Source organism: Pseudomonas sp. PDM21 (assembly GCF_014852505.2).
Lineage (GTDB): Bacteria > Pseudomonadota > Gammaproteobacteria > Pseudomonadales > Pseudomonadaceae > Pseudomonas.
This window is the reverse complement of the sequence record NZ_CM181223.1, coordinates 2501662-2523261: the sequence shown is the minus strand read 5'-3', so window position 1 is coordinate 2523261 and position 21600 is coordinate 2501662. Positions and strand designations below refer to the sequence as shown.

The 21600-nt window shown below is 66.1% G+C and carries 17 protein-coding genes; 8 read left to right on the top strand and 9 right to left on the bottom strand.

From position 1 onward, the window contains the following. Positions 1-16 precede the first annotated feature (16 nt). The gene (locus IB275_RS11925) at positions 17-664 is read left to right on the top strand and encodes a TetR/AcrR family transcriptional regulator (RefSeq protein WP_192295147.1); all 648 of its coding nucleotides are present in this window, start codon (positions 17-19) and stop codon (positions 662-664) included. Positions 665-671: 7 nt separating this feature from the next. Here the strand turns inward: IB275_RS11925 and IB275_RS11920 are convergent, their stop codons facing one another. From IB275_RS11920 to IB275_RS11900, 5 genes are read right to left on the bottom strand one after another with little or no spacing between them, the layout of a single operon-like run. After that, positions 672-1901 (bottom strand): NADH:flavin oxidoreductase/NADH oxidase family protein, encoded by a 1230-nt coding sequence (locus IB275_RS11920; protein WP_192295146.1) that lies wholly within the window; start codon positions 1899-1901, stop codon positions 672-674. A gap of 34 nt (positions 1902-1935) precedes the next feature. Further along, positions 1936-3009, bottom strand: a complete 1074-nt coding sequence (locus IB275_RS11915; protein ID WP_192295145.1) for an amidohydrolase family protein — start codon at positions 3007-3009, stop codon at positions 1936-1938. 30 nt (positions 3010-3039) lie between these two features. After that, positions 3040-3420 (bottom strand): hypothetical protein, encoded by a 381-nt coding sequence (locus IB275_RS11910; RefSeq protein WP_192295144.1) that lies wholly within the window; start codon positions 3418-3420, stop codon positions 3040-3042. Positions 3421-3422: 2 nt separating this feature from the next. Continuing rightward, positions 3423-5069: an FAD-dependent monooxygenase gene (locus tag IB275_RS11905; protein WP_192295143.1), complete on the bottom strand. Its 1647-nt coding sequence runs from the start codon at positions 5067-5069 to the stop codon at positions 3423-3425. Continuing rightward, a complete protein-coding gene (locus IB275_RS11900) occupies positions 5066-6691 on the bottom strand; it encodes a bifunctional 3-(3-hydroxy-phenyl)propionate/3-hydroxycinnamic acid hydroxylase (RefSeq protein WP_192295142.1) in 1626 nt (541 codons plus the stop codon). Before IB275_RS11900 ends, IB275_RS11905 begins: the two co-directional genes overlap by 4 nt. A gap of 263 nt (positions 6692-6954) precedes the next feature. On the opposite strand from IB275_RS11900, the gene IB275_RS11895 reads away from it, so the two are divergent. The 7 genes from IB275_RS11895 to IB275_RS11865 all read left to right on the top strand — a co-directional run bounded on the left by IB275_RS11895 (position 6955) and on the right by IB275_RS11865 (position 16081). Further along, complete coding sequence (locus tag IB275_RS11895; protein ID WP_192295141.1) at positions 6955-7569, top strand: TetR/AcrR family transcriptional regulator; 615 nt, start codon at positions 6955-6957, stop codon at positions 7567-7569. 79 nt (positions 7570-7648) lie between these two features. After that, positions 7649-8740 (top strand): VOC family protein, encoded by a 1092-nt coding sequence (locus tag IB275_RS11890; protein ID WP_192295140.1) that lies wholly within the window; start codon positions 7649-7651, stop codon positions 8738-8740. A 75-nt stretch (positions 8741-8815) separates the two neighbouring features. Beyond that, positions 8816-9769 (top strand): fumarylacetoacetate hydrolase family protein, encoded by a 954-nt coding sequence (locus tag IB275_RS11885; protein WP_192295139.1) that lies wholly within the window; start codon positions 8816-8818, stop codon positions 9767-9769. Continuing rightward, a complete protein-coding gene (locus IB275_RS11880) occupies positions 9769-11670 on the top strand; it encodes an acyl-CoA synthetase (protein WP_192295138.1) in 1902 nt (633 codons plus the stop codon). The genes IB275_RS11885 and IB275_RS11880 overlap by 1 nt, the downstream gene beginning before the upstream one ends. A 59-nt stretch (positions 11671-11729) precedes the next feature. Continuing rightward, positions 11730-12746 carry an MBL fold metallo-hydrolase gene (locus IB275_RS11875; protein WP_192295137.1) on the top strand — a complete coding sequence of 339 codons (1017 nt, stop codon included), beginning with the start codon at positions 11730-11732 and terminating at the stop codon, positions 12744-12746. Positions 12747-12860: 114 nt separating this feature from the next. Continuing rightward, a complete protein-coding gene (locus tag IB275_RS11870) occupies positions 12861-14711 on the top strand; it encodes a DUF1302 domain-containing protein (protein ID WP_192295136.1) in 1851 nt (616 codons plus the stop codon). A gap of 14 nt (positions 14712-14725) precedes the next feature. Continuing rightward, positions 14726-16081, top strand: coding sequence for a DUF1329 domain-containing protein (locus IB275_RS11865; protein ID WP_192295135.1), 1356 nt, complete (start codon positions 14726-14728; stop codon positions 16079-16081). A 77-nt stretch (positions 16082-16158) separates the two neighbouring features. Here IB275_RS11865 and brnQ read toward each other — a convergent pair whose 3' ends face one another. The 4 genes from brnQ to lpdA form a co-directional block, all read right to left on the bottom strand. After that, complete coding sequence (gene brnQ / locus IB275_RS11860) at positions 16159-17472, bottom strand: branched-chain amino acid transport system II carrier protein (RefSeq protein WP_192295134.1); 1314 nt, start codon at positions 17470-17472, stop codon at positions 16159-16161. Positions 17473-17954: 482 nt separating this feature from the next. Next, positions 17955-18836 (bottom strand): succinate--CoA ligase subunit alpha, encoded by an 882-nt coding sequence (sucD, locus tag IB275_RS11855; RefSeq protein WP_038803160.1) that lies wholly within the window; start codon positions 18834-18836, stop codon positions 17955-17957. Then, positions 18836-20002, bottom strand: a complete 1167-nt coding sequence (sucC, locus tag IB275_RS11850) for an ADP-forming succinate--CoA ligase subunit beta (RefSeq protein WP_015477516.1) — start codon at positions 20000-20002, stop codon at positions 18836-18838. The genes sucD and sucC overlap by 1 nt, the downstream gene beginning before the upstream one ends. 160 nt (positions 20003-20162) lie before the next feature. After that, entirely contained in the window at positions 20163-21599 is a 1437-nt protein-coding gene (gene lpdA, locus IB275_RS11845) for a dihydrolipoyl dehydrogenase (protein ID WP_081516701.1), read from the bottom strand. Between the last annotated feature and the right edge of the window lies 1 nt (position 21600).

Below are 21600 nucleotides of genomic sequence, written 5' to 3'. Positions count from 1 at the left end.
CAGACGAATGATCGCCATGACCGACCGCCAGCCCCGCGAAGACCACAGCGAACCGCTCACCCGCGGCCACAAGAAGCGCGCCCGCACCCGCCAGGGACTGCTCGATGCGGCGCTGCGGGTGTTCGCCCGGCAGGACATCGCGGCCACGGTGTTCCAGGACCTGGCCGCCGAGGCGCAGGTCTCCACCGGCACCATCTACAACTACTTCAAGACCCGCGAGGAGCTGGCCGAGGCCGTGGGCATCTCGCTGGCCGGCGACTTCTCCGAGACCATCACCCAGCTCAGCGCCGGCATTTCCAGCGGTGCCCGGCGACTGGCCATCGGCGTGCGCATGTTCGTCCTGCACGCACAGGCCGACCCGCAATGGGCCAGCGCGCTACTGCGGGTGATCCACTATGACCAGGCCATGCATTCGACGCTGGCCAACCATGTTCGCGACGACCTGCGCGGCGGGCAGGCCGAAGGCGTCTTCAACTACGCGAACGAAGATGTCGCCCTGGACCTGGTGCTTGCCTGCGCCACCGGAGCCATCCGCGCCAGCCTCGAGGGCCGGGCGCCGGAGGGCCAGGACATCCTGCTCGGCGAGATGGTCCTGCGCGCTCTCGGCGCCACTCCCGCCAGGGCGGCGAAGCTAGCCGCCCTGCCCTTGCCGCGGGGCGACTGAACGCGCCTCAGGCCTGAGCGACCCAGCGCCGGTAGCGGCGCGACAGCTTGCGCAGCTTCAGCTGGTTGCCGATCAGCGCCAGCAGTGGCGAGGTACGCGGATTGGTCGGGCGGCCCTGGCTGAGCAGCGTCAGTTGCTTCTTCACCACCGACTGGGTCGCCACGGCGGCGAAGGCCTTGTTCTTCCACGCCACGACTATCGGCTCGACCTGTGCACCCTCGCCGGCCTGCCAGCGCCGTGGCAGCGTGGGATCGACTGCCAGGGCCGTGGCCATCCCCACCATCGCCACCGGCCCCTGCAGTGCGCGTTCGGCGACCTCGCAGCGGCGAATGCCGCCGGTGACCATCAGCGGCATGCGTGCCGTCGCGGCGATACGCTCGGCGAACTCGAGGAAGTAGGCCTCCCGCGCCAGTGTGCTGCCGTCGCGAGTCTGCCCCTGCATCGCCGGGCTTTCGTAGCTGCCGCCGGACAGCTCGACCAGGTCCACGCCGCGCTCGTTGAGCAGATGCACCACGGCCTCGGCGTCCCGCGCCTCGAAACCGCCGCGCTGGAAATCGGCGGAGTTGAGCTTCACCGCCACGCAGAATTCCGGAGCCACCCGCTCGCGGATCGCCTCCACCGTGCGCAACAGGATGCGCGCGCGGTTCTCCAGGCTACCGCCCCAGTCGTCCTTGCGCTGATTGCTCAGCGGAGAGAGGAACTGGCTGAACAGGTAGCCATGCGCGGCATGTACCTGCACGCCAGTGAACCCGGCCCTCTCGGCCAGCAGCGCGGCGTTCAGGTAGCGCTGGATCAGCCCGTCGATCTCCGCGCCGGACAAGGCACGCGGCTGCGCGAAGACGCCCTTCAAACCGGGAATGTCCACGGCGATAGCCGATGGCCCTAGGGCTTGCTGGCCAAGGTCGGCCATCAGTTGGCGGCCCGGATGGTTGATCTGCATCCAGGCCTGCGCGCCCTGGCTGCGACAGACCTCGGCCCAGCGACGAAAACGCGGTAGCAGGCGGTCATTCTCCAGCACTACTCCGGCCGGGCCAGTCAGCGCGCGGCGATCGACCATCACGTTGCCGGTGATGATCAGCCCGGCCCCGCCTTCGGCCCACCGCTGGTAAAGGCGCAGCAGCGTTTCGCCAGGCGCGTGGTCGGCATCGGCGAGGTTTTCTTCCATCGCCGCCTTGGCGATGCGGTTGCGGATCACCTGCCCGTTGGGCAGGCGCAACGGTTCGAACAGGGTGCTCATGGGATCGCTTCTCCGTTAATCACTCGGACCTGGCTCAACGGCTGCGCACCCGCTCGACGTAGGCGCCCAGCGGACGGGTGAGACTGCGCTTGATCCGGCTGGCGAACGACTCGCCGCTGTAGATCGGCGCCGCCACCACCTGCTCGCGGGCATCACGGTACTGCGGGAACAGGCTCAGCGCGTGCCCCCGATTGATCCCGTAGCGCTGCGCATCCGACCACAGGGTGTTCTGCTCCAGGGTCTGGCAGGTCAGGGTGGTGACCGGCGCCGGCGCGAAGGGGAAGTCGCTGCCGAAGAGAATCTGCGAGGGCTCCACCAGCTCCTTGAGCGCCGCCATGGAGTAGCGCGACGGCGACAGCGCGGTGTCGAAGTAGAAGCGCTTGAGGTAGGTCATCACCCCCTGCGGGGCCTTGTCCTGGAACTGCGGCAGGGCATTGGCAAGGGACACGCGCCAGGCCACGTAGGGCAGGAAGCCGCCACCGTGGGCGAGGATCCAGCGGATGCGCGGGTACTTCTCCAGGGTGCCGGTGAGGATCAGGTTCACTGCCGCACGGGTGGTGTCGCAGAGGAACTCGACGAGGAAACCCGGCGCGGCTATGCCCAGCTTCTCGCTGCTTTCGTGCATGTTCGGGTGGACGAAGACGATGGCCGCGCGGCGGTCCAGTTCGGCCATCAGCTCGTCGAAACGCTCGTCGCCAAGGAACACCCCATCGGTGCTGCCCAGCAGCACCACGCCTTCGGCCTTCAGCTCGTCCAGTGCGCGGATGGCCTCGCGACAGGCGGCTTCGGTGAAGGGAGTGGGCAGCACGGCGAAGTTGCCGAAGCGCCCCGGATGATCGGCCCGCATCTGCGCGGCGAAGTCGTTGCAGCGCATCGCCAGCTCGCGGGCCTGCTCCACTCCTCCGCCGAAATGCACGCCCGGCGCCGACAGCGAGGTAATGGCGGTCTGGATGCCGTTGAGGTCCATCACCTCGATGGACTTCTGCGGCGTCCATTTCGGCAGCGGCGCGCCGGCGACCATGTCCAGGCCTTTTTTCGCCATGACCTCGACGAAGGCCGGCGGGATGATGTGATGGTGCACGTCGATTCGACCTTGTTGGATCGTCATTCTTGTTGTCCTTGTGTGATCCGTGAGGGGCTAGGCAGCCCGGGCGATCTTCATGGCTTCGTTGAACCACAGGGCCACCGCGAAGCGCCCCTGCAACTGGCACTGCCCGCCTTCGACGGCGCGCAGCATGTCGGTCTCGTCGCGGCTGAGCATCACCCGCAGCGCGTCCGCGCTGCGTTGCCAGTGCTGGATGAAGTCCGGCCTGCGGTGCTCGCCACGGTGCAGGCTGAGCACCCCGCCGCGCAGTTGGTAATAACCGCCGACGCCATCACCGGTGCGAATCTGCAGCACGAACGAGTCCTCGTGGAGCAGCTCGCGCAGGCGCGCCGAGCGGCGTTCGGCCCGGCGCAGCAGTGGGATGGACGCCAGCAGGAGCAGGCGCAGTTTCAGCGAATCGATGAACAGGCTCATGGTCAGCGGGCTCCGCGCAGACGGTTTAACAGCGAATAGCAATCGACCGGCAGGCTGTCGCCACGCCAGCACACATGCTGGTCCGGGCGTACCAGCACGAAGCGCCGTTCGTACAGGCTGGCCAGGTACTTCTCGTGAATCGGCAGAACGCTCAGCGGCACGCGGCATTCCGCGGCGGCCTCCTGCAGCGGTGCGCAACTCTCGGCGTCCACATCGAAGGCCAGCAGGGTATAGCCGCCCAGGGCCAACTGGTCGAAGACCGCCGTGCCATCCTCGCGGAACGCGCTGGGCAGGCGCGCGCCGGACCAGGTGGTGGGGGTGTAGCGAATCTCCTCGTAGGCCGGCTCACTCGCGGTGTCTGCTTCGATCGCCGGAGAGCCGTGATAGCGATAGCCGATCTCCACGCCCAGCGACTCGTAGAGCCGCGATACCTTGCGTTCGAACTCGCGCCCGGCGGCCTCTCGCGCCGCCTCACCGGCCGGCCCCTGGGCGAGTAGCGCGTCGTCGCGGCGCATCTGCGCCTCGAAGGTCGCTGCCGCGCATTTCTTCACGTGGTCGCGGTTGCGCCGGGCAACGGGCAGGCGCTCCGCCTCGTAGCTCTCCAGCAGGCGCGGGCCACCCCAGCCGGCCAGGCAGGCCGCGAGCTTCCACGCCAGGTTGTGCGCCTCGGCCACGCCGGTGTTCATCCCCAGTCCGCCGGTGGGCATGAACTGGTGGGTAGCGTCGCCGGCAATGAATACACGCTGCCGGCCGAACGAACGGGCTACCAGGAACTGCGGGCGCCACGGGCCGGACTGGACGATCTCATAGCGCAGCCGGGTGCCGAGGGCAGCGTCCACCACGCTCTCCAGCGACTCGCCGGGGCGCGGCGCAAAGGGCCGGTGCAGCACGTAGTCGTTGCGGCTGGCATCCGGCGAGACCAGCAGCCCGGCGAAGCCCGGCCGGGTCAGCCAGGTGTGCCAGTACGGCTGGTTGTTCGGGAACAGCCCGGCGATCTCGTCGGAACGCAGGTGGATGATGAACAGCTCGCCGACCAGGTCGCGGGTGCCGTCGTAATCGATGTTGAGGAAGTTGCGCACGCGGCTGTTGGGGCCGTCGCAGCCGATCAGGTACTGGGCGAAGAACTGCTGCGCCTCGCCGCTATCCACTTCGTGGGCCATCGCCACCACGCCGGTAGAGCCCTGCTCGAAGCCGTACAGGCGCCAGCCCATGCGCAGCTCGATGTTCGGGTCAGCTTGCACCTCGGCCATCAGCACCGGCTCCAGGTGCATTTGCGCGATTCGCTGCATCGACTCCAGCGGCAGGCTGCCGTCGCGGCAGGCGCGGATGGCCTGTTCGGCCTGGCTGACCGGCTGGTAAATGAGGTGACGGTCCGCCATCACGCTGTAGAACGGCCCGTTGGCCGACGCCGCCATTGCCGAGTACTGGTTGGCGTCGACCGGGTTGCCGGCCGCGCGGATGCGCTCGGCCAGGCCCAGCTGGCGGAAGATTTCCATCGAGCGGCAGTTCACCACGTCCAGCTTGGGATGCGTGGTGGTCTCCCGGCGATCGTTGAGCAGCACCGAGCGAATGCCCAGGCGGCTGAGGTTGAGCGCCAGGGTCAGGCCGACCGGACCGGCGCCGCTGATGAGAACGGGCGTGTCGATCATGCCGCCACTCCTTGGGGTTGGTTGCTGTACCGGACCAGTGCCAGACCGGCGAGGAAGCGCTCGGCGACACGACCCAACTGGTCGGCACGGCCGGCGTCGAAGACGTAGCGGTCGGGGCGGATCAGCACGAAGTCCATGTCGGCTTCGTCGAACCAGTCCTGCAGCGCGCCGGTGGGGTCGCCCAGCACCGGGCTGGTCGGGTCTTCGGCGAACTCCAGCAGGCGCAGCTCCACCTGTTGCGCCAGCCGCTCCAGCAGGGCGCGCTGGGTGTCCAGGCAACCTCGCCGGGCGAGCAAGGCGAAGCCGTGGCCGAGCGCCTCGTCGAGCAGCACCCGCTCGCCCTCCTCCTCCCGCAGCACCTTCGGCTGCAGCGCGAGGTGGCCCGACAGCCGATGCCCCCAGCCGCAGAAGCCGGCAGCCAGCGGCTTCTTGCGGTTGGCGCGCTCGTTGAACGCCTTGTTGGCGAACGGCAGCATGCCGGCGATGCGGAACAGCAGCCAGTCGCGCAGGAAGGCCACGCCGCGGTGGCGGGTCTGGATGACGTTGCCGAGGAACATCGCGCCGTTGATGATTTCGCGCACGTGGGCCGAGCGCTCGGCCTCGTAGTCGTCGAACAGTTTCTCCTGCGCGGCCCCGCGCAGCACCATGTCCAGCCGCCAGCACAGGCTGCTGGCATCGCGCACGCCCGAGCACATGCCCTGGCCGAGGAACGGCGGCATCTGGTGAGCCGAATCGCCGGCCAGGATGATCCGGCCGTTGCGCCAGTCGTTGGCCCACAGGCCGTGGAACTTGTAGTAGGCGATGCGGGTGATCTCGATCTTGTCGAGGTCGACGAAGTCGCGCAGCTGCTGGCGCACCAGGTAGGGATCGGTGGCCTCGCGCTCGGACTTGCCGCCGGTGACCATGAACTGCCATTCGTAGTACGGGCCGGCCATGGGCACATAGGTCACCGGCTGGGCCGGGTTGCACACCTGCGAGTGGTTGGCCGGCAGCTGTGCATCCTTCTCGCCGGAGCGCGTCTTGGTGTCCACCACTACCCAGGCCTCGTCGAAGTCCGCCGACTCCAGGCGCAGCCCGGCCTCGCGGCGGACGAAGCTCTTGCCGCCATCGCAGCCGATCAGGTAGCGGCCCTGGAACACCCGCTCGCTGCCGTCGCGCTGTACGGCGGTGGCGCGCACGCCTTCGGCATCCTGCTCGACGCCGGTGACTCGGCAGCCATACACCGGAGTGACGTTGGGGTAGCGCTTGAGCCCGTCGTGGAAATGCCGTTCCAGGGTCGGCTGGTGGAACCACCAGGCGCCGGGATGGCCGTAGCGGCGGTCCTGGCTGCCGATGCGCGAGCGGGTCACCGGCTTGCGACCGGGGCGCAGGATGATTTCCATGTCGGTGAACGACTCGCTGGTGCGGCCGATGTCGTCGGCCAGGCCAGCGGACTGGAAGATGCGCATGATCTCGTCGTCGAAGTGCACGGCACGCGGGGCATAGTAAAGGTCCTCGTCGCGCTCCAGGCCGACCACCGACCAGCCATAGCGGCCCAGCAGGTTGGCCAGTACCGCCCCGGTGGGGCCGAGGCCGACGATGATCACGTCACAGGTTGTCGTTGTTGTTGTGGACTGTTGCATTGCTTGCTCCAGGGGAAGACATCGCCGAATCATTTTGAACACTAGTGTTCAATTCAGTCAACTGGAGATCAATTTTGATTCAAATTGCCTAACCAAACCCGCCGGCCAGAGCCTTTCCAGAGCACCGCCGCCGTACTGGATAGGCCCGGAAGTCGGAAGAAACCGAGGAGAAAGCAGGAAAAATGACGGCCAATGGACCCTGTTGACTTATTTTGAACGCAAGTGTTCAATCGCTCCAAGCTTGACCTTGGAGCCATTTCTTCATGGAAACCCTCAACGCCGTACAACGCCGCATCCATCAGGCCGCCCTGCGCCTGTTCGCCGAGAAGGGCGCCAGCCAGGTGAACATCAGCGACCTGGCGCAGGAGGCCGGTGTGGCCCGGGGCACCATCTACAACAACCTTCAGTCGATCGACGACCTCTTCCAGCACGTTGCCAGCCACCTGGCGGCGGAGATGCACCAGCGCGTGGTGAAGAGCTTCGGCGAGACCTCGGACCCGGCCCTGCGCCTGGCCAACGGCATGCGCTTCTTCGTCCGCCGGGCCCACGAGGAACCGCACTGGGGCGCCTTCATCAGCCGCTTCTCGATGAGCGAGGAATCGCTGCGCGGCATGTGGTTCGGGCCACCCACCGCCGACCTGCTCAGCGGGCTCGCCAACGGCCGCTACAGCTTCCGCCAGGAGCAGCTGCCGTCGGTGATCTCGATGATTGCCGGGTCCGTGCTCAGCTCCATCTTTCTGGTCCTGGAGGGCCACCGCACGTGGCGCCAGGCTGGCAGCGATGCCGCGGAACTAACCCTGCGCGCGCTCGGCGTGGCGCCGGAGGAAGCACACAGCCTGTCCACCGGTGAGCTGCCGGTGCTACCGCCAGCGGACTGATCCAGCCGAACCTGCCAACGCTCCTTTTCAGGGGCGATGGCGAAGCCTTGCCTGACGAAAGCCACGGAGAACAACAAACATGAGCCGTCAGCACTCCTCTACTTCCCTGGCAACGCCGCAGCCGGCGCGCCATCCGCAGCCGACGGTCAAGGCCCGCGCGCTGGCGCACCTGATCTTCGAGCGCCCGGACCTGGAGCAGGCCGAACGCTTTCTTGCCGACTTCGGCCTGACCCTGGCGCGCCGCGATGCCGACTGTCTCTATCTGCGCGGCACCGGCCCGGCGCCCTACTGCTATCGGGTGCAACAGGCGGCACAGGCGCGCTTCGTCGGCTTCGGCCTGGCCGTGGAATCGCGCGAGGACCTGCAACGGCTGGCACGCCTGCCGGGCGCCTCGCCGATCCAGAAGCTCAGTACTCCCGGTGGCGGCGAGTCCGTCAGCCTGAACGACCCTTCCGGATTCGTCGTCGAGGCGATCCACGGCCAGCAGCCGGCCAGCCAACTGGCGCACCGGGCGGCCCTGCCGCTGAACCAGGTCGACGACGCACCGCGGATCAACGCCACCCAGCGCCCGCCCGTGGCGCCGCCGGACATCATCAAGCTCGGCCACGTGGTGCTCGAAGTGGCCGACTACCAGGCCACCGCCGGCTGGTACACCGAGCATTTCGGCCTGATTCCCAGCGACGTGCAGGTGCTGCCCGATGGCTCCCCGGCGGTAGCCTTCCTGCGCCTGGACCTGGGCGACACACCCGCCGACCACCACACCCTGGCACTGGCCCAGGGCTTCATGGCGGCCTACAGCCACAGCGCCTACGAAGTAGTGGATGCCGACGCCGTCGGCATGGGTCAGCGGGTGCTGCGCGAGCGCGGCTGGAAACATGCCTGGGGTATCGGCCGGCACATCCTCGGCAGCCAAATCTTCGATTACTGGCAGGACCCCTGGGGCGACAAGCACGAGCACTACTGCGACGGCGACCTGTTCACCGCCGAGCGTCCCACCGGACTGCACGGCGTCAGCCCCGAAGCCATGTCGCAGTGGGGCCAGCGCATGCCCAAGAGCTTCACCAAGCCGGCGATGAACCTGCAGAAGCTGCGCATCCTGCTGCACAACCTGCGGCACAGCCCGGATCTGACGCTACGCAAGCTGATTACCCTGGCGCGGATGTTCGGCTAGCCCCGCAACACAACAAACAGCACAACAACAATCGCCGCCCCGACGCGGCCCACAGCAGTACCAGGAGTCGCCCCCATGCCCGTGCACCTTGTCCGCTTCGAACACCAGAACGAAACCCGCTGGGGCGTGCTGCGCCAGGGGCGCATCAGCCCCCTGCCCGACCGCTACGCCAGCACCGGCGAGCTGATCCGCCAGGTGCCGGTCGAGGAACTGTGTGAGCTGCGCGGTGACGAACTGGCGCTGGATGCGGTGAAGCTGCTATCGCCGATCACCCGCGACCAGCAGTTCGTCTGCCAGGGCGCCAACTACCGCCAGCACATGATCGAGTCGGGCATGGACCCGGACGCCAAGCACTTCAACATGATTTTCACCAAGGCGCAGAGCTGCATCGTCGCTGCCGACAGCGACCTGATCAAACCGCGCCAGGTGCGCTTCCTCGACTACGAGATCGAACTGGGGCTGGTGCTGCGCCGCGAGATCACCGGCAAGGTCGCGGTGAGCGACGCCAACCTGCACGAGTTCATCGCTGGCGTGGTCATCGTCAACGACTACTCGGCGCGCGACATCCAGATCCCGCAGATGCAGTTCTACAAGGGCAAGAGCTTCCGCACCTTCGGCCCGGTCGGCCCGTACCTGTGCCTGCTGCAGAAGAACGACATGCGTTACCTGAAGGATCTGCAGCTGCGCCTGACAGTCAACGGCGAAGTGCGCCAGAGCGACAGCACCGCCAACCTCGTGCACGGCCCGGCGGAGACTCTGAGCGAGCTGTCCGGCGTGCAGGACTTCGCCGCCGGCGACCTGATCGCCACCGGCACGCCGGCCGGCTGTGCGCTGTCGGTGCCGTCGCCGGCCAAGCAGCGCATCGCCGCGCTGCTGCCCGAGCACATCAAGTGGAAAGCCTTCCTCAAGACCCAGGCGGGGCGCAGCCAGTACCTCAAGGCCGGCGATCTGGTCGAAGCCAGCATCCGTAGCGCCGACGGCGTGATCGACCTGGGCGTGCAGCGCAACCGTGTGGTGGAGCAAGCCTGATGGCCGTGCAGACCCTCGCCGACATCCAGGCACTGGAAAGCATCCCGCTGGCCCGCCGCGAACTGCCCGCCAGCACCTATGAGGCTCTGCGTCGCTGCGCCGTGCAAAACGGCCAGGCGACAGCACTGAGCTTCTTCCTCGAAGCGAAGGACTTCCGCCGTACCCACGACTGGACCTACGCCGAGCTGTTCGCCGACATCACCCGCGCCGCCAACGCCTTCCACCGGCTCGGCATCGGGCCGAAGGACGTGGTCGCCTTCCTGCTGCCGAACCTGCCGGAAACCCACTTCGTGATCTGGGGCGGCGAGGCCGCAGGCATCGTCCTGGCGATCAACCCGCTGCTGGAAGCCGCACAGATCGGCGACCTGCTGCGTGCCGCCAATGCGCGGCTGGTAGTGACCCTGGCGCCGACGCCCGGCAGCGACCTGTGGCCCAAGCTGGCCAGCCAACTCGACAGCTTGCCCGGCGTGCACGATGTGCTCTGGGTGAGCATGGCGCCCTACGTCGGCAGCGTGGCATCCCTGGCGCTGCGCTGGATGGCCCGGCGCGAACGCACTCGCCACCCGCGTCTGCACATCCACGACCTGCGCCGGCTGATGCGCCGCGAGAACGGCAAGCAACTCAGCAGCGACCGGGTGATCCGCGCGGAGGAGCCCTCTTCCTATTTCTGCACCGGCGGCACCACCGGCCTGCCGAAGATCGCCAAGCGCAGCCACGGCTCGGAAGTCTTCAACGCCTGGGCCATGGCCGCCAACATGCAGCCACGCCAGAGCGGCCAGGCAATCTTCTGCGGGCTGCCGCTGTTCCACGTCAACGGCCAGCTGGTGACCGGGCTGATGCCCTGGACCCATGGCGACCGGGTAATCATCGGCACGCCTCAGGGCTATCGCGGCGAGGGGGTGATTCCGGCGTTCTGGGCGATGGTCCAGCACTTTGGCATCAACTTCTTCTCCGGCGTACCAACCGTCTATTCGGCACTCCTGCAACAACCGGTCGCCAACCATGACCTGTCCAGCCTGCAGTACGCGCTGTGCGGCGCCGCGCCTATGCCGGTGGAGCTGTTCCGCGAGTTCGAGCGGGTGGTCGGCGTGCGCATCCTCGAAGGCTACGGCCTGACCGAAGGCGCCTGCGTGTCCTCGAGCAACCCGCCCGACGGCGAGCGCCCGATCGGCTCCATCGGCCTGCGCCTGGCCTACCAGGGCATGCGCGCGGTGATCCTCGACGACCACGGCGACTACCTGCGCGATGCCGAAGCCGACGAAGTCGGGGTGATCGCCATCCACGGCCCGAACGTCTTCCTCGGCTACCTCGAGGCCAGCCACAACAAGGGGCTGTGGATCGACATCGGCGGGCAGCGCTGGCTGAACACCGGCGACCTCGGCCGGCAGGACGCCCAGGGCTACTTCTGGCTCACCGGGCGCAAGAAGGAACTGATCATCCGCGGTGGCCACAACATCGACCCGAAGCAGATCGAGGAGGCACTGCAGGCGCACCCGGCGGTTGCTCTGGTAGCCGCGGTGGGCAGCCCCGATCCGCATGCCGGCGAGATTCCCGTGGCCTACGTGCAGCTCGCCGCCGGCCAGCGTACCGACAGCGCCGCGCTGCTGGACTTCGCCAACCAGCGGATCAGCGAACGCGCCGCGGTGCCCAAGCGCATCGAGATTCTCGACGCCCTGCCAGTCACGCCGGTGGGCAAGATATTCAAGCCCGCGTTGCAGCAACGCGAGATCGCTCGGGTGATCCACCAGGAGGCGGACAACCAGGGTCTGGCCGGCATCGCCGTGGAGGTGGTGCAGGACGCCCGTCGCGGGCTGGTGGCGCAGGTTCGCGCCGGCAGCGGACGTGATGAACTGGCCCGCGCGCTGGGCCGCTACAGCTTCGCGGTGGACTGGCACGGCTGAGACCAATCACACCACCGCCTCGCTCGCACCCGAAACAACAATAAAACGAAGGAAGTGCCATGCGCCCTCGACTGCCCCGAGCCCTTGCCCTGCTGCTCGTCCTCGCCCTGCCCGGCTGCGAACGCATCCAGCAAGCGGCCCTGGATACGATGGTCAAGGACCACACCGACCAGTCCCTGATCCAGGGCGGCAACGCCATCCGCGTCATCCTCTGCGGCACCGGCACGCCGCAGGTCAACGCTACCCGTGGCCAGGCCTGCACCCTGGTGGCTGCCGGCGGCCGACTGTTCCTCTTCGATGCCGGCGAAAACGCCATGCGCAACCTGGAGACCAACCACGTGCCGGTGCAGGCGCTGAACCAGGTGTTCATCACCCACTGGCATTCCGACCATTTCAATGGCCTTGGCGCGCTGATCAACCACAGCTGGATCTACGGCCGGCAGACGCCCTTCCTGGTCTATGGCCCGCCCGGCGTCGAGCAGGTCGTCGAGGGTCTGGCCATGGCCTACGCCCAGGACGCCGGTTACCGCAGCGCCCACGCCCTGCCGCCGACCAACCAGCAGCTGGCGTTCGCCGAGCCGCGCGGGGTGGAGATCGTCGAGGGGCTGGAGTCGGTGCGTGTCTATGACCAAGGCGGCGTGACCATCGACGCCTACCGTGTCGATCACCACCCGGTGGAACCGGCCTACGGCTACGTACTGCACTACCAGGGCAAGAAGCTGTTCATCAGCGGCGACACCCGCGTCAGCGAGCGCTATCTCGAGGCCATGCGCGATGCCGACCTGGTGGTGCACGAGGCGATCAACGCCCATCTGGTCCGCGAAGGCGCCGCCGCGCTGGAACGCACCGGGCAGCCGGATCGCGGGGCGCAGGCCGTGCGCGTGCTCGACTACCACGCCGACACCCTGGAGCTGGCGCGCATGGCCCAGCGTGCCAGGGTGCGCCACCTGCTGCTTACCCACCTGATTCCCGCCCCGGACAACTTCCTCGCCCGACGCATGTTCGTCAGCGGCATGGCCGATGAGTATTCGGGCGAGATCACGCTCGGGGAGGACGCACTCGACCTGAGCCTCTAGCACCTCCACCTCACCACCTTCATCAACTGGCCCGCAGACCGCGGGCCAGCGGGGAGCCGCTGCGCCCGAAAAAGGGCCGGCAGACGACAGAACAACAACAAGAGGTCGTTTCAGATGAACCGCAGATCACCCGCCTTGCACAAGCTTGCGCTTCCCGCCGCCATCGGCCTGGTCCTCTACGGTAACGGCGCGCAAGCCTTCACCTTCTCCCTTGGCGAGATCGAAGGGCAGTTCGACTCCAGCCTATCAGTCGGCGCCAGCTGGGCCATGCGCAACGCCGACGCCGCACTGCTGCACAGCCACAGCTCGGATGACGGCAAGCGCAACTTCCGCGAGGGCGACACCTTCTCCAAGGTGTTCAAGGGCATCCACGACCTGGAGCTCAAGTACGGCGACTCCGGCGCCTTCCTCCGCGGCAAGTACTGGTACGACTTCAAGCTCAAGGACGAGCACCTGCACTTCAAGGACATCGATGACAACGGCCGCGAGGAAGGCGCCAAGGCGTCGGGCGCCGAGTTCCTCGATGCCTTCCTCTACCACAACTACAGCATCGGCGACCTGCCCGGCACCGTGCGCCTGGGCAAGCAGGTGGTGAGCTGGGGCGAGAGCACCTTCATCCAGGGCGGCATCAACGCCATCAACCCGATCGACGTCGCCGCCTTCCGCCGGCCCGGCTCGGAGATCAAGGAAGGCCTGATCCCGGTGAACATGTTCTACGTCTCGCAGAACTTCAGCGAGCACCTGTCCGCCGAGGCCTTCTACCAGTTGCAGTGGCAGAAGACAGTGATCGACAACTGCGGCACCTTCTTCTCCACCACCGACGTGATGGCCGACGGCTGCAACGGTCTCGCCGCCGGCCCGGTGATCAATCAGAACCCGCTGGCGGTACAGGCCCTGGCGCCAGCCGGAATCAACCTGACCGACGAAGGCATCGTCATCCCTCGCGGCAAGGACAACGAAGCGCGCGACGACGGCCAGTGGGGCGCGGCGCTGCGCTGGTTCGCCCCGGAACTGGACAGCGAATTCGCCGGCTACTTCATCAACTACCACAGCCGCCAGCCCTACCTCAGCGTGCGCAGCGGCCCGCACGCCGCCGACCTGGGCTTCGCCCCGCAACTGTGTGGCAACCTCGGCATTCCCGACGCGCTCTGCGGCGCGGTGATCGGCAGCAGCGCCGGCCAGCAACTGACCCAGGCCTATCGGCTGGGCAGCGCGCAGTACTTCGCCGACTACCCCGAGGACATCCAGCTCTACGGGCTGAGCTTCAGCACCAGCCTGCCCACCGGCACCACCCTGGCCGGCGAGATCAGCTACCGGCCGAACATGCCGGTGCAGATCAACCCGGTCGACCTGGTCACCTCGACCCTGGGCATACCGGCGCTCACACCGGTCTACGGCGATGCGCCGGCACCGGCCAACGACGCGGTCCTCAAGGGTTACCGGCGCAAGGAAGTGACCCAGGCGCAAGTCACCGCCACGCACTTCTTCGACCAGGTGATGGGCGCCGACCGCCTGACCCTGATCGGCGAGATCGGCGTCACCCACGTCGGCGGCCTGGGCGACGACGACGAGCTGCGCTACGGCCGCAGCCCGGTGTTCGGCCAGGGCGCGTTGTACCCCGATAACAGCCTGTGCACCGGCAACAGCGTCACGCCGCAGTACTGCAACGACTCCGGCTTCGTCACCAGCACCGCCTGGGGCTACCAGACGCGGGCGATCTGGGAATACGCCGACCTCATCGACGGCGCCACGGTGCGACCCAACCTGGCCTGGTCCCACGACGTCCACGGCTACGCCCCGGAGCCGGGCTTCAACCAGGGCGCGCGGGCGATCAGCATCGGCGTCGATGGCACCTACCTCAACACCTACAACATGAGCCTTTCCTACACCAACTTCTTCGGCGGTAAGTACAACGTGAATACCGACCGGGACTTCCTTGCCCTGAGCTTTGGCGTGTCGTTCTAAGCGGAGAAAAACCGATGAACAAGAAACTTGCGTGCGCTTCACTGCTGTTCCTGGCCCTGCCCTTCAACCTACAGGCTGCCGTTCCCGAAACGGAAGCGGCGAAACTGGGCAACACCCTCACGCCCCTGGGTGCAGAGCGCGCCGGCAATGTCGACGGCAGCATTCCCGCCTGGGACGGCGGCCTGCCAGCCAACGCCGGCAGCCGCGGCGCTGACGGCCGCCTGAGCGACCCCTTCGCCGCGGAAAAACCGCTGTTCACCATCACCGCGAAGAACATGGCGCAGTACGCGGCGAACCTCACGCCGGGCCAGCAGGCGATGCTGCAGCGCTACCCGGATTACCACCTCAACGTCTATCCCGCGCATCGCTCGGCGACCTACCCGGCAGCGGTACTGCAAGCTGTCTCCGCGAATGCGCGCCATGCCAGCCTGGTCGAGGGCGGCAATGGCCTGAAGGACTTCCAGACGGCGATTCCCTTCCCCATTCCGCAGAGCGGCGTCGAGGCGTTGTGGAACCACATCACCCGCTACCGCGGCGGCAGCGCCCAGCGTCTGCACGTTCAGGCGACGCCCACCGCCAGCGGCACCTACACGCCCACCTACTTCCAGCAACAGTTCAGCTATCGCGACCAGCTCACCGACTACATCCCGGACAAGGACAACAACGTCCTCTTCTACTACAAGCAGCTGGTCACCGCGCCGGCGCGTCTGGCGGGCGATGTGGTGCTGGTCCACGAGACCCTCGACCAGGTCCGCGAGCCACGGATGGCCTGGGTCTACAACGCTGGCCAGCGCCGCGTGCGCCGCGCCCCGCAGATCGCCTACGACGGCCCCTACCCGGCCTCCGATGGCCTGCGCGTGGCGGACAACCTGGACATGTTCAACGGCGCGCCGGACCGCTATGACTGGAAGCTGGTGGGCAAGAAGGAAATCTATGTCCCGTACAACAGCTTCGCCCTCGACTCCACCGCCCACCGCTATGACGACCTGGTCAAACCCGGCCACCTCAATCAGGACCTGGTGCGCTACGAGAAACACCGCGTCTGGCAGGTCGAAGGCACCCTGCGCGCCGGCGAGCGACACATCTATGCACGCCGCGTGCTGTTCCTCGACGAGGACACCTGGCAGGCCGTGCTCGCCGACCACTACGACGGCCGCGGCACCCTCTGGCGCGTGGGCGAGAGCTTCATGACACCGCTGTACGACAAGCAGATTCCCTGGCTGGGCGTGGAGGCCATCTATGACCTCATCAATGGTCGCTACCTGGTGTCCGGCCTGACCAACCAGGAGAAGTCCCAGGTGGAGTTCGGCTTCAAGGCCAGCAGCGTCGACTACACCCCGACGGCGCTGAGGAACCAGGGCATCCGCTGACCTTCAGCGAACGGGATAAATCGACCTGCATGAAAAAGGCCGCCTTGTGGGCGGCCTTTTTCGTGGATGGCAGGATATCAGGCCATCGCTTCCTGAGGTTTGCCCAGCAGGCGGTCGATCACCACCATCACGGCCAGCATGGCGACCGAAGGGATCAGCCAGGCGAGGCCCTGTTCGGCCAGCGGCAGGTGTTCCATCCAGGCCGGCATCCAGGCGTCGAGCTTGGCCCCCTTCAGGGCATCGATGAGACCGAAGACGAAGGAGATCACCATCACCGGAGCGACGATGCGGGTCTGCGAACGCCACAGGCTGGCGCAGAAGCTCAGCGCCACCAGCACGATGCACGGCGGGTAGATGGCGGTCAGCACCGGGATCGAGAACTGGATGAGCTTGGTCAGGCCCAGGTTCGATACCAGCAGCGAGAAGCCGGCCAGGATCACCACCAGGCTGCGGTACGACAGCGGCACGATGCGGCAGAAGTACTCGGCGCAGGCGCAGGTCAGGCCGACGGCGGTCACCAGGCAGGCCAGCGCGATGAGCACGGCGAGGAAGGTGCTGCCCAGCGAGCCGAAGGTGTGCTGCACGTAGGCGTGCAGGACGGCAGCGCCGTTGGCGGCACCGGCGGCGATGTCGTGGCTGCCCGAGCCCAGGCGGAACAGGCTGATGTATACCAGCGCCAGGCCGACCCCGGCGATCAGGCCGGCAATGATGGCGTAACGAGTGATCAGCCGCGGCGAGTCGACACCACGGGAGCGGATCGCGTTGACGATGACGATGCCGAAGACCAGCGCGCCGAGGGTGTCCATGGTCAGGTAGCCATTGACGAAGCCCTGGGAGAACGCCGCGGCCTGGTAGGCCGGTTCAGCGACGCCGATGGGGCCGGCCGGCAGCATGAAGGCGGCGATGCCCAGTGCGGCCAGGGCGATGATCTTCAGCGGCGCGAGGAAGCGGCCGACGGTATCGAGCAGCTTGCCCGGATACAGCGAGATCACCAGCACCACCGCGAAGTACACAAGGCTGTAGAGGAACAGCGGCAGCGCGCCCTCCCCGGTCAACGGCGCGAGGCCGACTTCGAAGGAAACGGTGGCGGTACGCGGGGTGGCGAACAGCGGCCCGACCGACAGGTAGCAGACAGCCGCCAGCAAGCCGCCGGCGACCTTGCCGATGGGGTGGCTCAGGGTGTCCATCGCACCACCGACCTTGGCCAGCGCGACGACAGTGATCACCGGCAGGCCGACCGCGGTGATCAGGAAGCCCAGCGCGGCCATCCACACGTGCGGCCCCGACTGCAGGCCCACGATCGGCGGGAAGATGATGTTACCCGCGCCGACGAACAGCGCGAAGGTCATAAAACCAAGTGCCAGGACGTCCTGGCCTTTCAAGACTTTCATGAAGGGAAATACCACAGTGCTGAAACGGTTTCGTGGTCTCCCAAGGCACGCACACCATACAGACGTGACAAAGCCGCATCGAACGGGATTGGCCGACTCACGCTGGGCGAGCCTGGGCATCCTGTGATGCTGCTGTCATCGGTACGGTGATTTGTTCTTGGAAGTCCGATAGCAGAGGTTTTCCATGGGCTCGTGGCCCGGTTGCTCCTGCATTCTGGTTATCCCGACATCCTTGCCGGTCAGGAATCGCCGTCGCTTCCGGGTAGGAATGGACGGTGAGCGAGCCTTCCCTTGTGGGGAACGCGACGCTTCATATAGTTGCTAGCCTAACGATCTATTCCGATGAACTGCACTGACATACGTCAGATCGTCCGCGGAATGAAAGCGGGTGTCGCCTGAACGACACTTTGTAGACGCCGCCATAACGACAGAGGCCACCCGAAGGTGGCCTCTGTTGATGGACGGTTAAATAAGCGAGGCGCTTACTTGACCGGCCAGCCGGTCAGCTCGGCCAGGGCCTTGCCGATGTCAGCCAGGGAACGCACGGTTTTCACGCCAGCGTCCTGCAGGGCAGCGAACTTCTCGTCCGCAGTGCCCTTGCCGCCGGAAATGATGGCGCCGGCATGGCCCATGCGCTTGCCGGGCGGTGCGGTTACACCAGCGATGTAGGACACCACCGGCTTGGTCACGTTGGCCTTGATGTAGGCAGCCGCTTCTTCTTCGGCCGAACCACCGATTTCGCCGATCATCACGATGGCTTCGGTTTTCGGGTCTTCCTGGAACAGCTTCAGGATGTCGATGAAGTTGGAGCCAGGGATCGGGTCACCACCGATGCCCACGCAGGTGGACTGGCCGAAGCCGGCGTCAGTGGTCTGCTTCACGGCTTCGTAGGTCAGGGTGCCGGAACGCGACACGATGCCTACCTTGCCCGGCAGGTGGATGTGACCCGGCATGATGCCGATCTTGCACTCGCCGGGAGTGATCACGCCCGGGCAGTTCGGGCCGATCAGGCGTACGCCCAGCTCGTCGCACTTGACCTTGGCTTCCAGCATGTCGATGGTCGGGATGCCTTCGGTGATGCAGACGATCAGCTTGATGCCGCCGAAGGCCGCTTCCAGGATCGAGTCCTTGCAGAACGGAGCCGGAACGTAGATGACCGAAGCGTCAGCGCCGGTAGCTTCCACGGCTTCCTTGACGGTGTTGAACACCGGCAGACCCAGGTGGGTGGTGCCGCCCTTGCCGGGGGTCACGCCGCCAACCATCTTGGTGCCGTAGGCAATGGCTTGTTCGGAGTGGAAGGTACCCTGCGAGCCGGTGAAGCCCTGGCAGATGACTTTGGTGTCTTTATTGATCAGGACGCTCATTACTTACCCTCCGCGGCCTTGACGACTTGCTGGGCAGCGTCGGTCAGGCTGGTCGCCGCGATGATGTTCAGACCGCTTTCGGCCAGGACCTTGGCGCCGAGGTCGGCGTTGTTGCCTTCCAGACGAACGACAACAGGGATTTTCACGCCGACTTCTTTCACGGCGCCGATGATGCCTTCGGCAATCATGTCGCAGCGAACGATGCCGCCGAAGATGTTCACCAGAACGGCAGCGACGTTGCTGTCGGACAGGATGATCTTGAACGCTTCGGTCACGCGCTCTTTGGTGGCACCACCGCCAACGTCGAGGAAGTTGGCCGGCTTGCCGCCGTGCAGGTTGACGATGTCCATGGTGCCCATGGCCAGGCCAGCGCCATTGACCATGCAGCCGATGTTGCCTTCCAGTGCGACGTAGTTCAGTTCCCACTTCTGCGCATGGGCTTCACGAGCGTCGTCCTGGGACGGGTCGTGCATGGCGCGCAGCTTGGGCTGACGGTACATGGCGTTGGAGTCGATGTTGATCTTGGCGTCCAGGCAGTGCAGGTTGCCGTCTTTCTTGATCACCAGCGGGTTCACTTCCAGCAGTGCCAGGTCGTAGTCCTGGAACAGCTTGGCCAGGCCAACGAAGATGTGGGTGAACTGCTTGATCTGGTCGCCTTTGAGGCCCAGCTGGAAAGCCAGCTCACGGCCCTGGTAGGGCTGAGCGCCAACCAGCGGATCGATGGTGGCCTTCAGAATCTTCTCGGGAGTCTCGTGCGCAACTTTCTCGATGTCCACGCCACCTTCGGTGGAGGCCATGAAGACGATGCGACGGCTGGAACGGTCGACAACGGCGCCGAGGTACAGCTCCTTGTCGATGTCGGTGCAGGATTCCACCAGGATCTTGCTGACCGGCTGGCCGTTGGCGTCAGTCTGGTAAGTCACCAGACGCTTGCCCAGCCAGTTGGCGGCGAACGCCTTGGCGTCCTCTTTGCTCTTGACCAGCTTCACACCGCCCGCTTTACCGCGGCCACCGGCGTGTACCTGGGCTTTAACGACCCACTCGGTACCACCGATTTTTTCACAGGCTTCTGCGGCCTCTTCGGGTGTGTCGACGGCGAAGCCCTTGGATACGGGCAGGCCGTACTCAGCGAACAGCTGCTTACCCTGATATTCGTGGAGATTCATGCTTGTCTACCGTTTTCGTCTTGGGTATTGCGCATTCGGCGCGGCGCTCGTGGCACCACGCCACCTGTGACCGAGTCCCCCTCGGGGGAGAAACGATCCGGCGGGATGGACGGCAGCCCCTCGCAAAAGACTGCCGCCCTCCCCGCCGTGGTCCCGTTCCTTAGCGCTTCTTGCGGTTGGCGATGTGGATGGCGTGGCCATTCACTGCCAGGGCCGCTTCGTGCAGCGCTTCGGACAGAGTCGGGTGGGAGAAGACCATCATGCCCAGGTCTTCGGCACTGGTACCGAATTCCATGCCGATCGCGCCTTGCTGAACCAGCTCGGCGGCGCTCGGGCCGATCACGTGGACGCCCAGTACGCGGTCGGTCTTGGCATCGGCGATGACCTTGACCAGACCGCCGGTGTCGTTGGCAGCCATGGCGCGGCCGCTGGCGGCGAACGGGAAGGTACCGACGTTGACTTCGACGCCTTCACCCTTGAGCTGCTGCTCGGTCTTGCCGACCCATGCGATTTCCGGGTGGGTGTAGATCACCGACGGAATCAGGTCGTAGTTCATCTGGGCCTTGTGGCCAGCGATGCGCTCGGCAACCATCACGCCTTCTTCCGAGGCCTTGTGCGCCAGCATGGCGCCGCGGACCACGTCACCGATGGCGTAGACGCCCGGAACGCTGGTCTTGCACTGGTCGTCGACGAAGATGAAGCCACGCTCGTCCAGGGTCACGCCGCTGTCGGCAGCCAGCAGATCGGTGGTCACCGGGCGACGGCCCACGGCCACGATCAGCTTGTCGAAGACTTCCTTCTGCTCGCCGTTGGCGTCGGTGAAGGTCACGGTGACCTGCTTCTTCTTCACGTCCGAACCGGTAACGCGAGCGCCCAGGCGGATGTTCAGACCTTGCTTGGTCAGGGTCTTCAGGGCTTCCTTGGCGATCTGCTCGTCGGCAGCCGGGAGGAACTTGTCCAGGGCTTCCAGGACGGTGACTTCAGCGCCCAGGCGAGCCCAGACCGAACCCAGCTCCAGGCCGATGACGCCAGCGCCGATCACGCCGAGTTTCTTCGGTACGCTCTGGAATTCCAGGGCGCCGGTGGAGTCGACGATGATGTCTTCGGTCAGCGGGGCCGGCGGGATTTCAACCGGCTTGGAGCCCGAAGCGATGATGATGTTGTCGGCTTCCAGAACCTGGGTCTTGCCGTCCAGGCCGGTCACTTCGACCTGCTTGTTGGCCAGGACCTTGCCGTGGCCTTCGAAGGAGGTCACGCCGTTGGCCTTGAACAGGGTGGCGATGCCGCCGGTCAGGTTCTTCACGATGTTGGCCTTGCGACCAATCATCGCCGGAACGTCCATCTTCACTTCGCCAGTGGAGATACCGTGAACGTCGAAGCTCTCTTTGGCTTCCTTGTACTTCCAGGAGCTGTCCAGCAGCGCCTTGGACGGAATGCAGCCTACGTTCAGGCAGGTACCGCCGAGAGCGACCTTGCCCTCTTTACCGATGTACTTCTCGATGCAAGCGGTCTTCAGGCCGAGTTGGGCGGCACGGATGGCGGCTACGTAACCGCCGGGGCCGGCACCAATCACAACCACGTCGAATTTCTGGCTCATG

What these genes read in the sequence shown, in the direction of transcription:
- IB275_RS11925 (WP_192295147.1), top strand. Translation starts at nt 17, where the DNA reads ATGACCGACCGCCAGCCCCGCGAAGACCACAGCGAACCGCTCACCCGC.
- IB275_RS11920 (WP_192295146.1), bottom strand. Translation starts at nt 1,901, where the DNA reads ATGAGCACCCTGTTCGAACCGTTGCGCCTGCCCAACGGGCAGGTGATC.
- IB275_RS11915 (WP_192295145.1), bottom strand. Translation starts at nt 3,009, where the DNA reads ATGACGATCCAACAAGGTCGAATCGACGTGCACCATCACATCATCCCG.
- IB275_RS11910 (WP_192295144.1), bottom strand. Translation starts at nt 3,420, where the DNA reads ATGAGCCTGTTCATCGATTCGCTGAAACTGCGCCTGCTCCTGCTGGCG.
- IB275_RS11905 (WP_192295143.1), bottom strand. Translation starts at nt 5,069, where the DNA reads ATGATCGACACGCCCGTTCTCATCAGCGGCGCCGGTCCGGTCGGCCTG.
- IB275_RS11900 (WP_192295142.1), bottom strand. Translation starts at nt 6,691, where the DNA reads ATGCAACAGTCCACAACAACAACGACAACCTGTGACGTGATCATCGTC.
- IB275_RS11895 (WP_192295141.1), top strand. Translation starts at nt 6,955, where the DNA reads ATGGAAACCCTCAACGCCGTACAACGCCGCATCCATCAGGCCGCCCTG.
- IB275_RS11890 (WP_192295140.1), top strand. Translation starts at nt 7,649, where the DNA reads ATGAGCCGTCAGCACTCCTCTACTTCCCTGGCAACGCCGCAGCCGGCG.
- IB275_RS11885 (WP_192295139.1), top strand. Translation starts at nt 8,816, where the DNA reads ATGCCCGTGCACCTTGTCCGCTTCGAACACCAGAACGAAACCCGCTGG.
- IB275_RS11880 (WP_192295138.1), top strand. Translation starts at nt 9,769, where the DNA reads ATGGCCGTGCAGACCCTCGCCGACATCCAGGCACTGGAAAGCATCCCG.
- IB275_RS11875 (WP_192295137.1), top strand. Translation starts at nt 11,730, where the DNA reads ATGCGCCCTCGACTGCCCCGAGCCCTTGCCCTGCTGCTCGTCCTCGCC.
- IB275_RS11870 (WP_192295136.1), top strand. Translation starts at nt 12,861, where the DNA reads ATGAACCGCAGATCACCCGCCTTGCACAAGCTTGCGCTTCCCGCCGCC.
- IB275_RS11865 (WP_192295135.1), top strand. Translation starts at nt 14,726, where the DNA reads ATGAACAAGAAACTTGCGTGCGCTTCACTGCTGTTCCTGGCCCTGCCC.
- brnQ (WP_192295134.1), bottom strand. Translation starts at nt 17,472, where the DNA reads ATGAAAGTCTTGAAAGGCCAGGACGTCCTGGCACTTGGTTTTATGACC.
- sucD (WP_038803160.1), bottom strand. Translation starts at nt 18,836, where the DNA reads ATGAGCGTCCTGATCAATAAAGACACCAAAGTCATCTGCCAGGGCTTC.
- sucC (WP_015477516.1), bottom strand. Translation starts at nt 20,002, where the DNA reads ATGAATCTCCACGAATATCAGGGTAAGCAGCTGTTCGCTGAGTACGGC.
- lpdA (WP_081516701.1), bottom strand. Translation starts at nt 21,599, where the DNA reads ATGAGCCAGAAATTCGACGTGGTTGTGATTGGTGCCGGCCCCGGCGGT.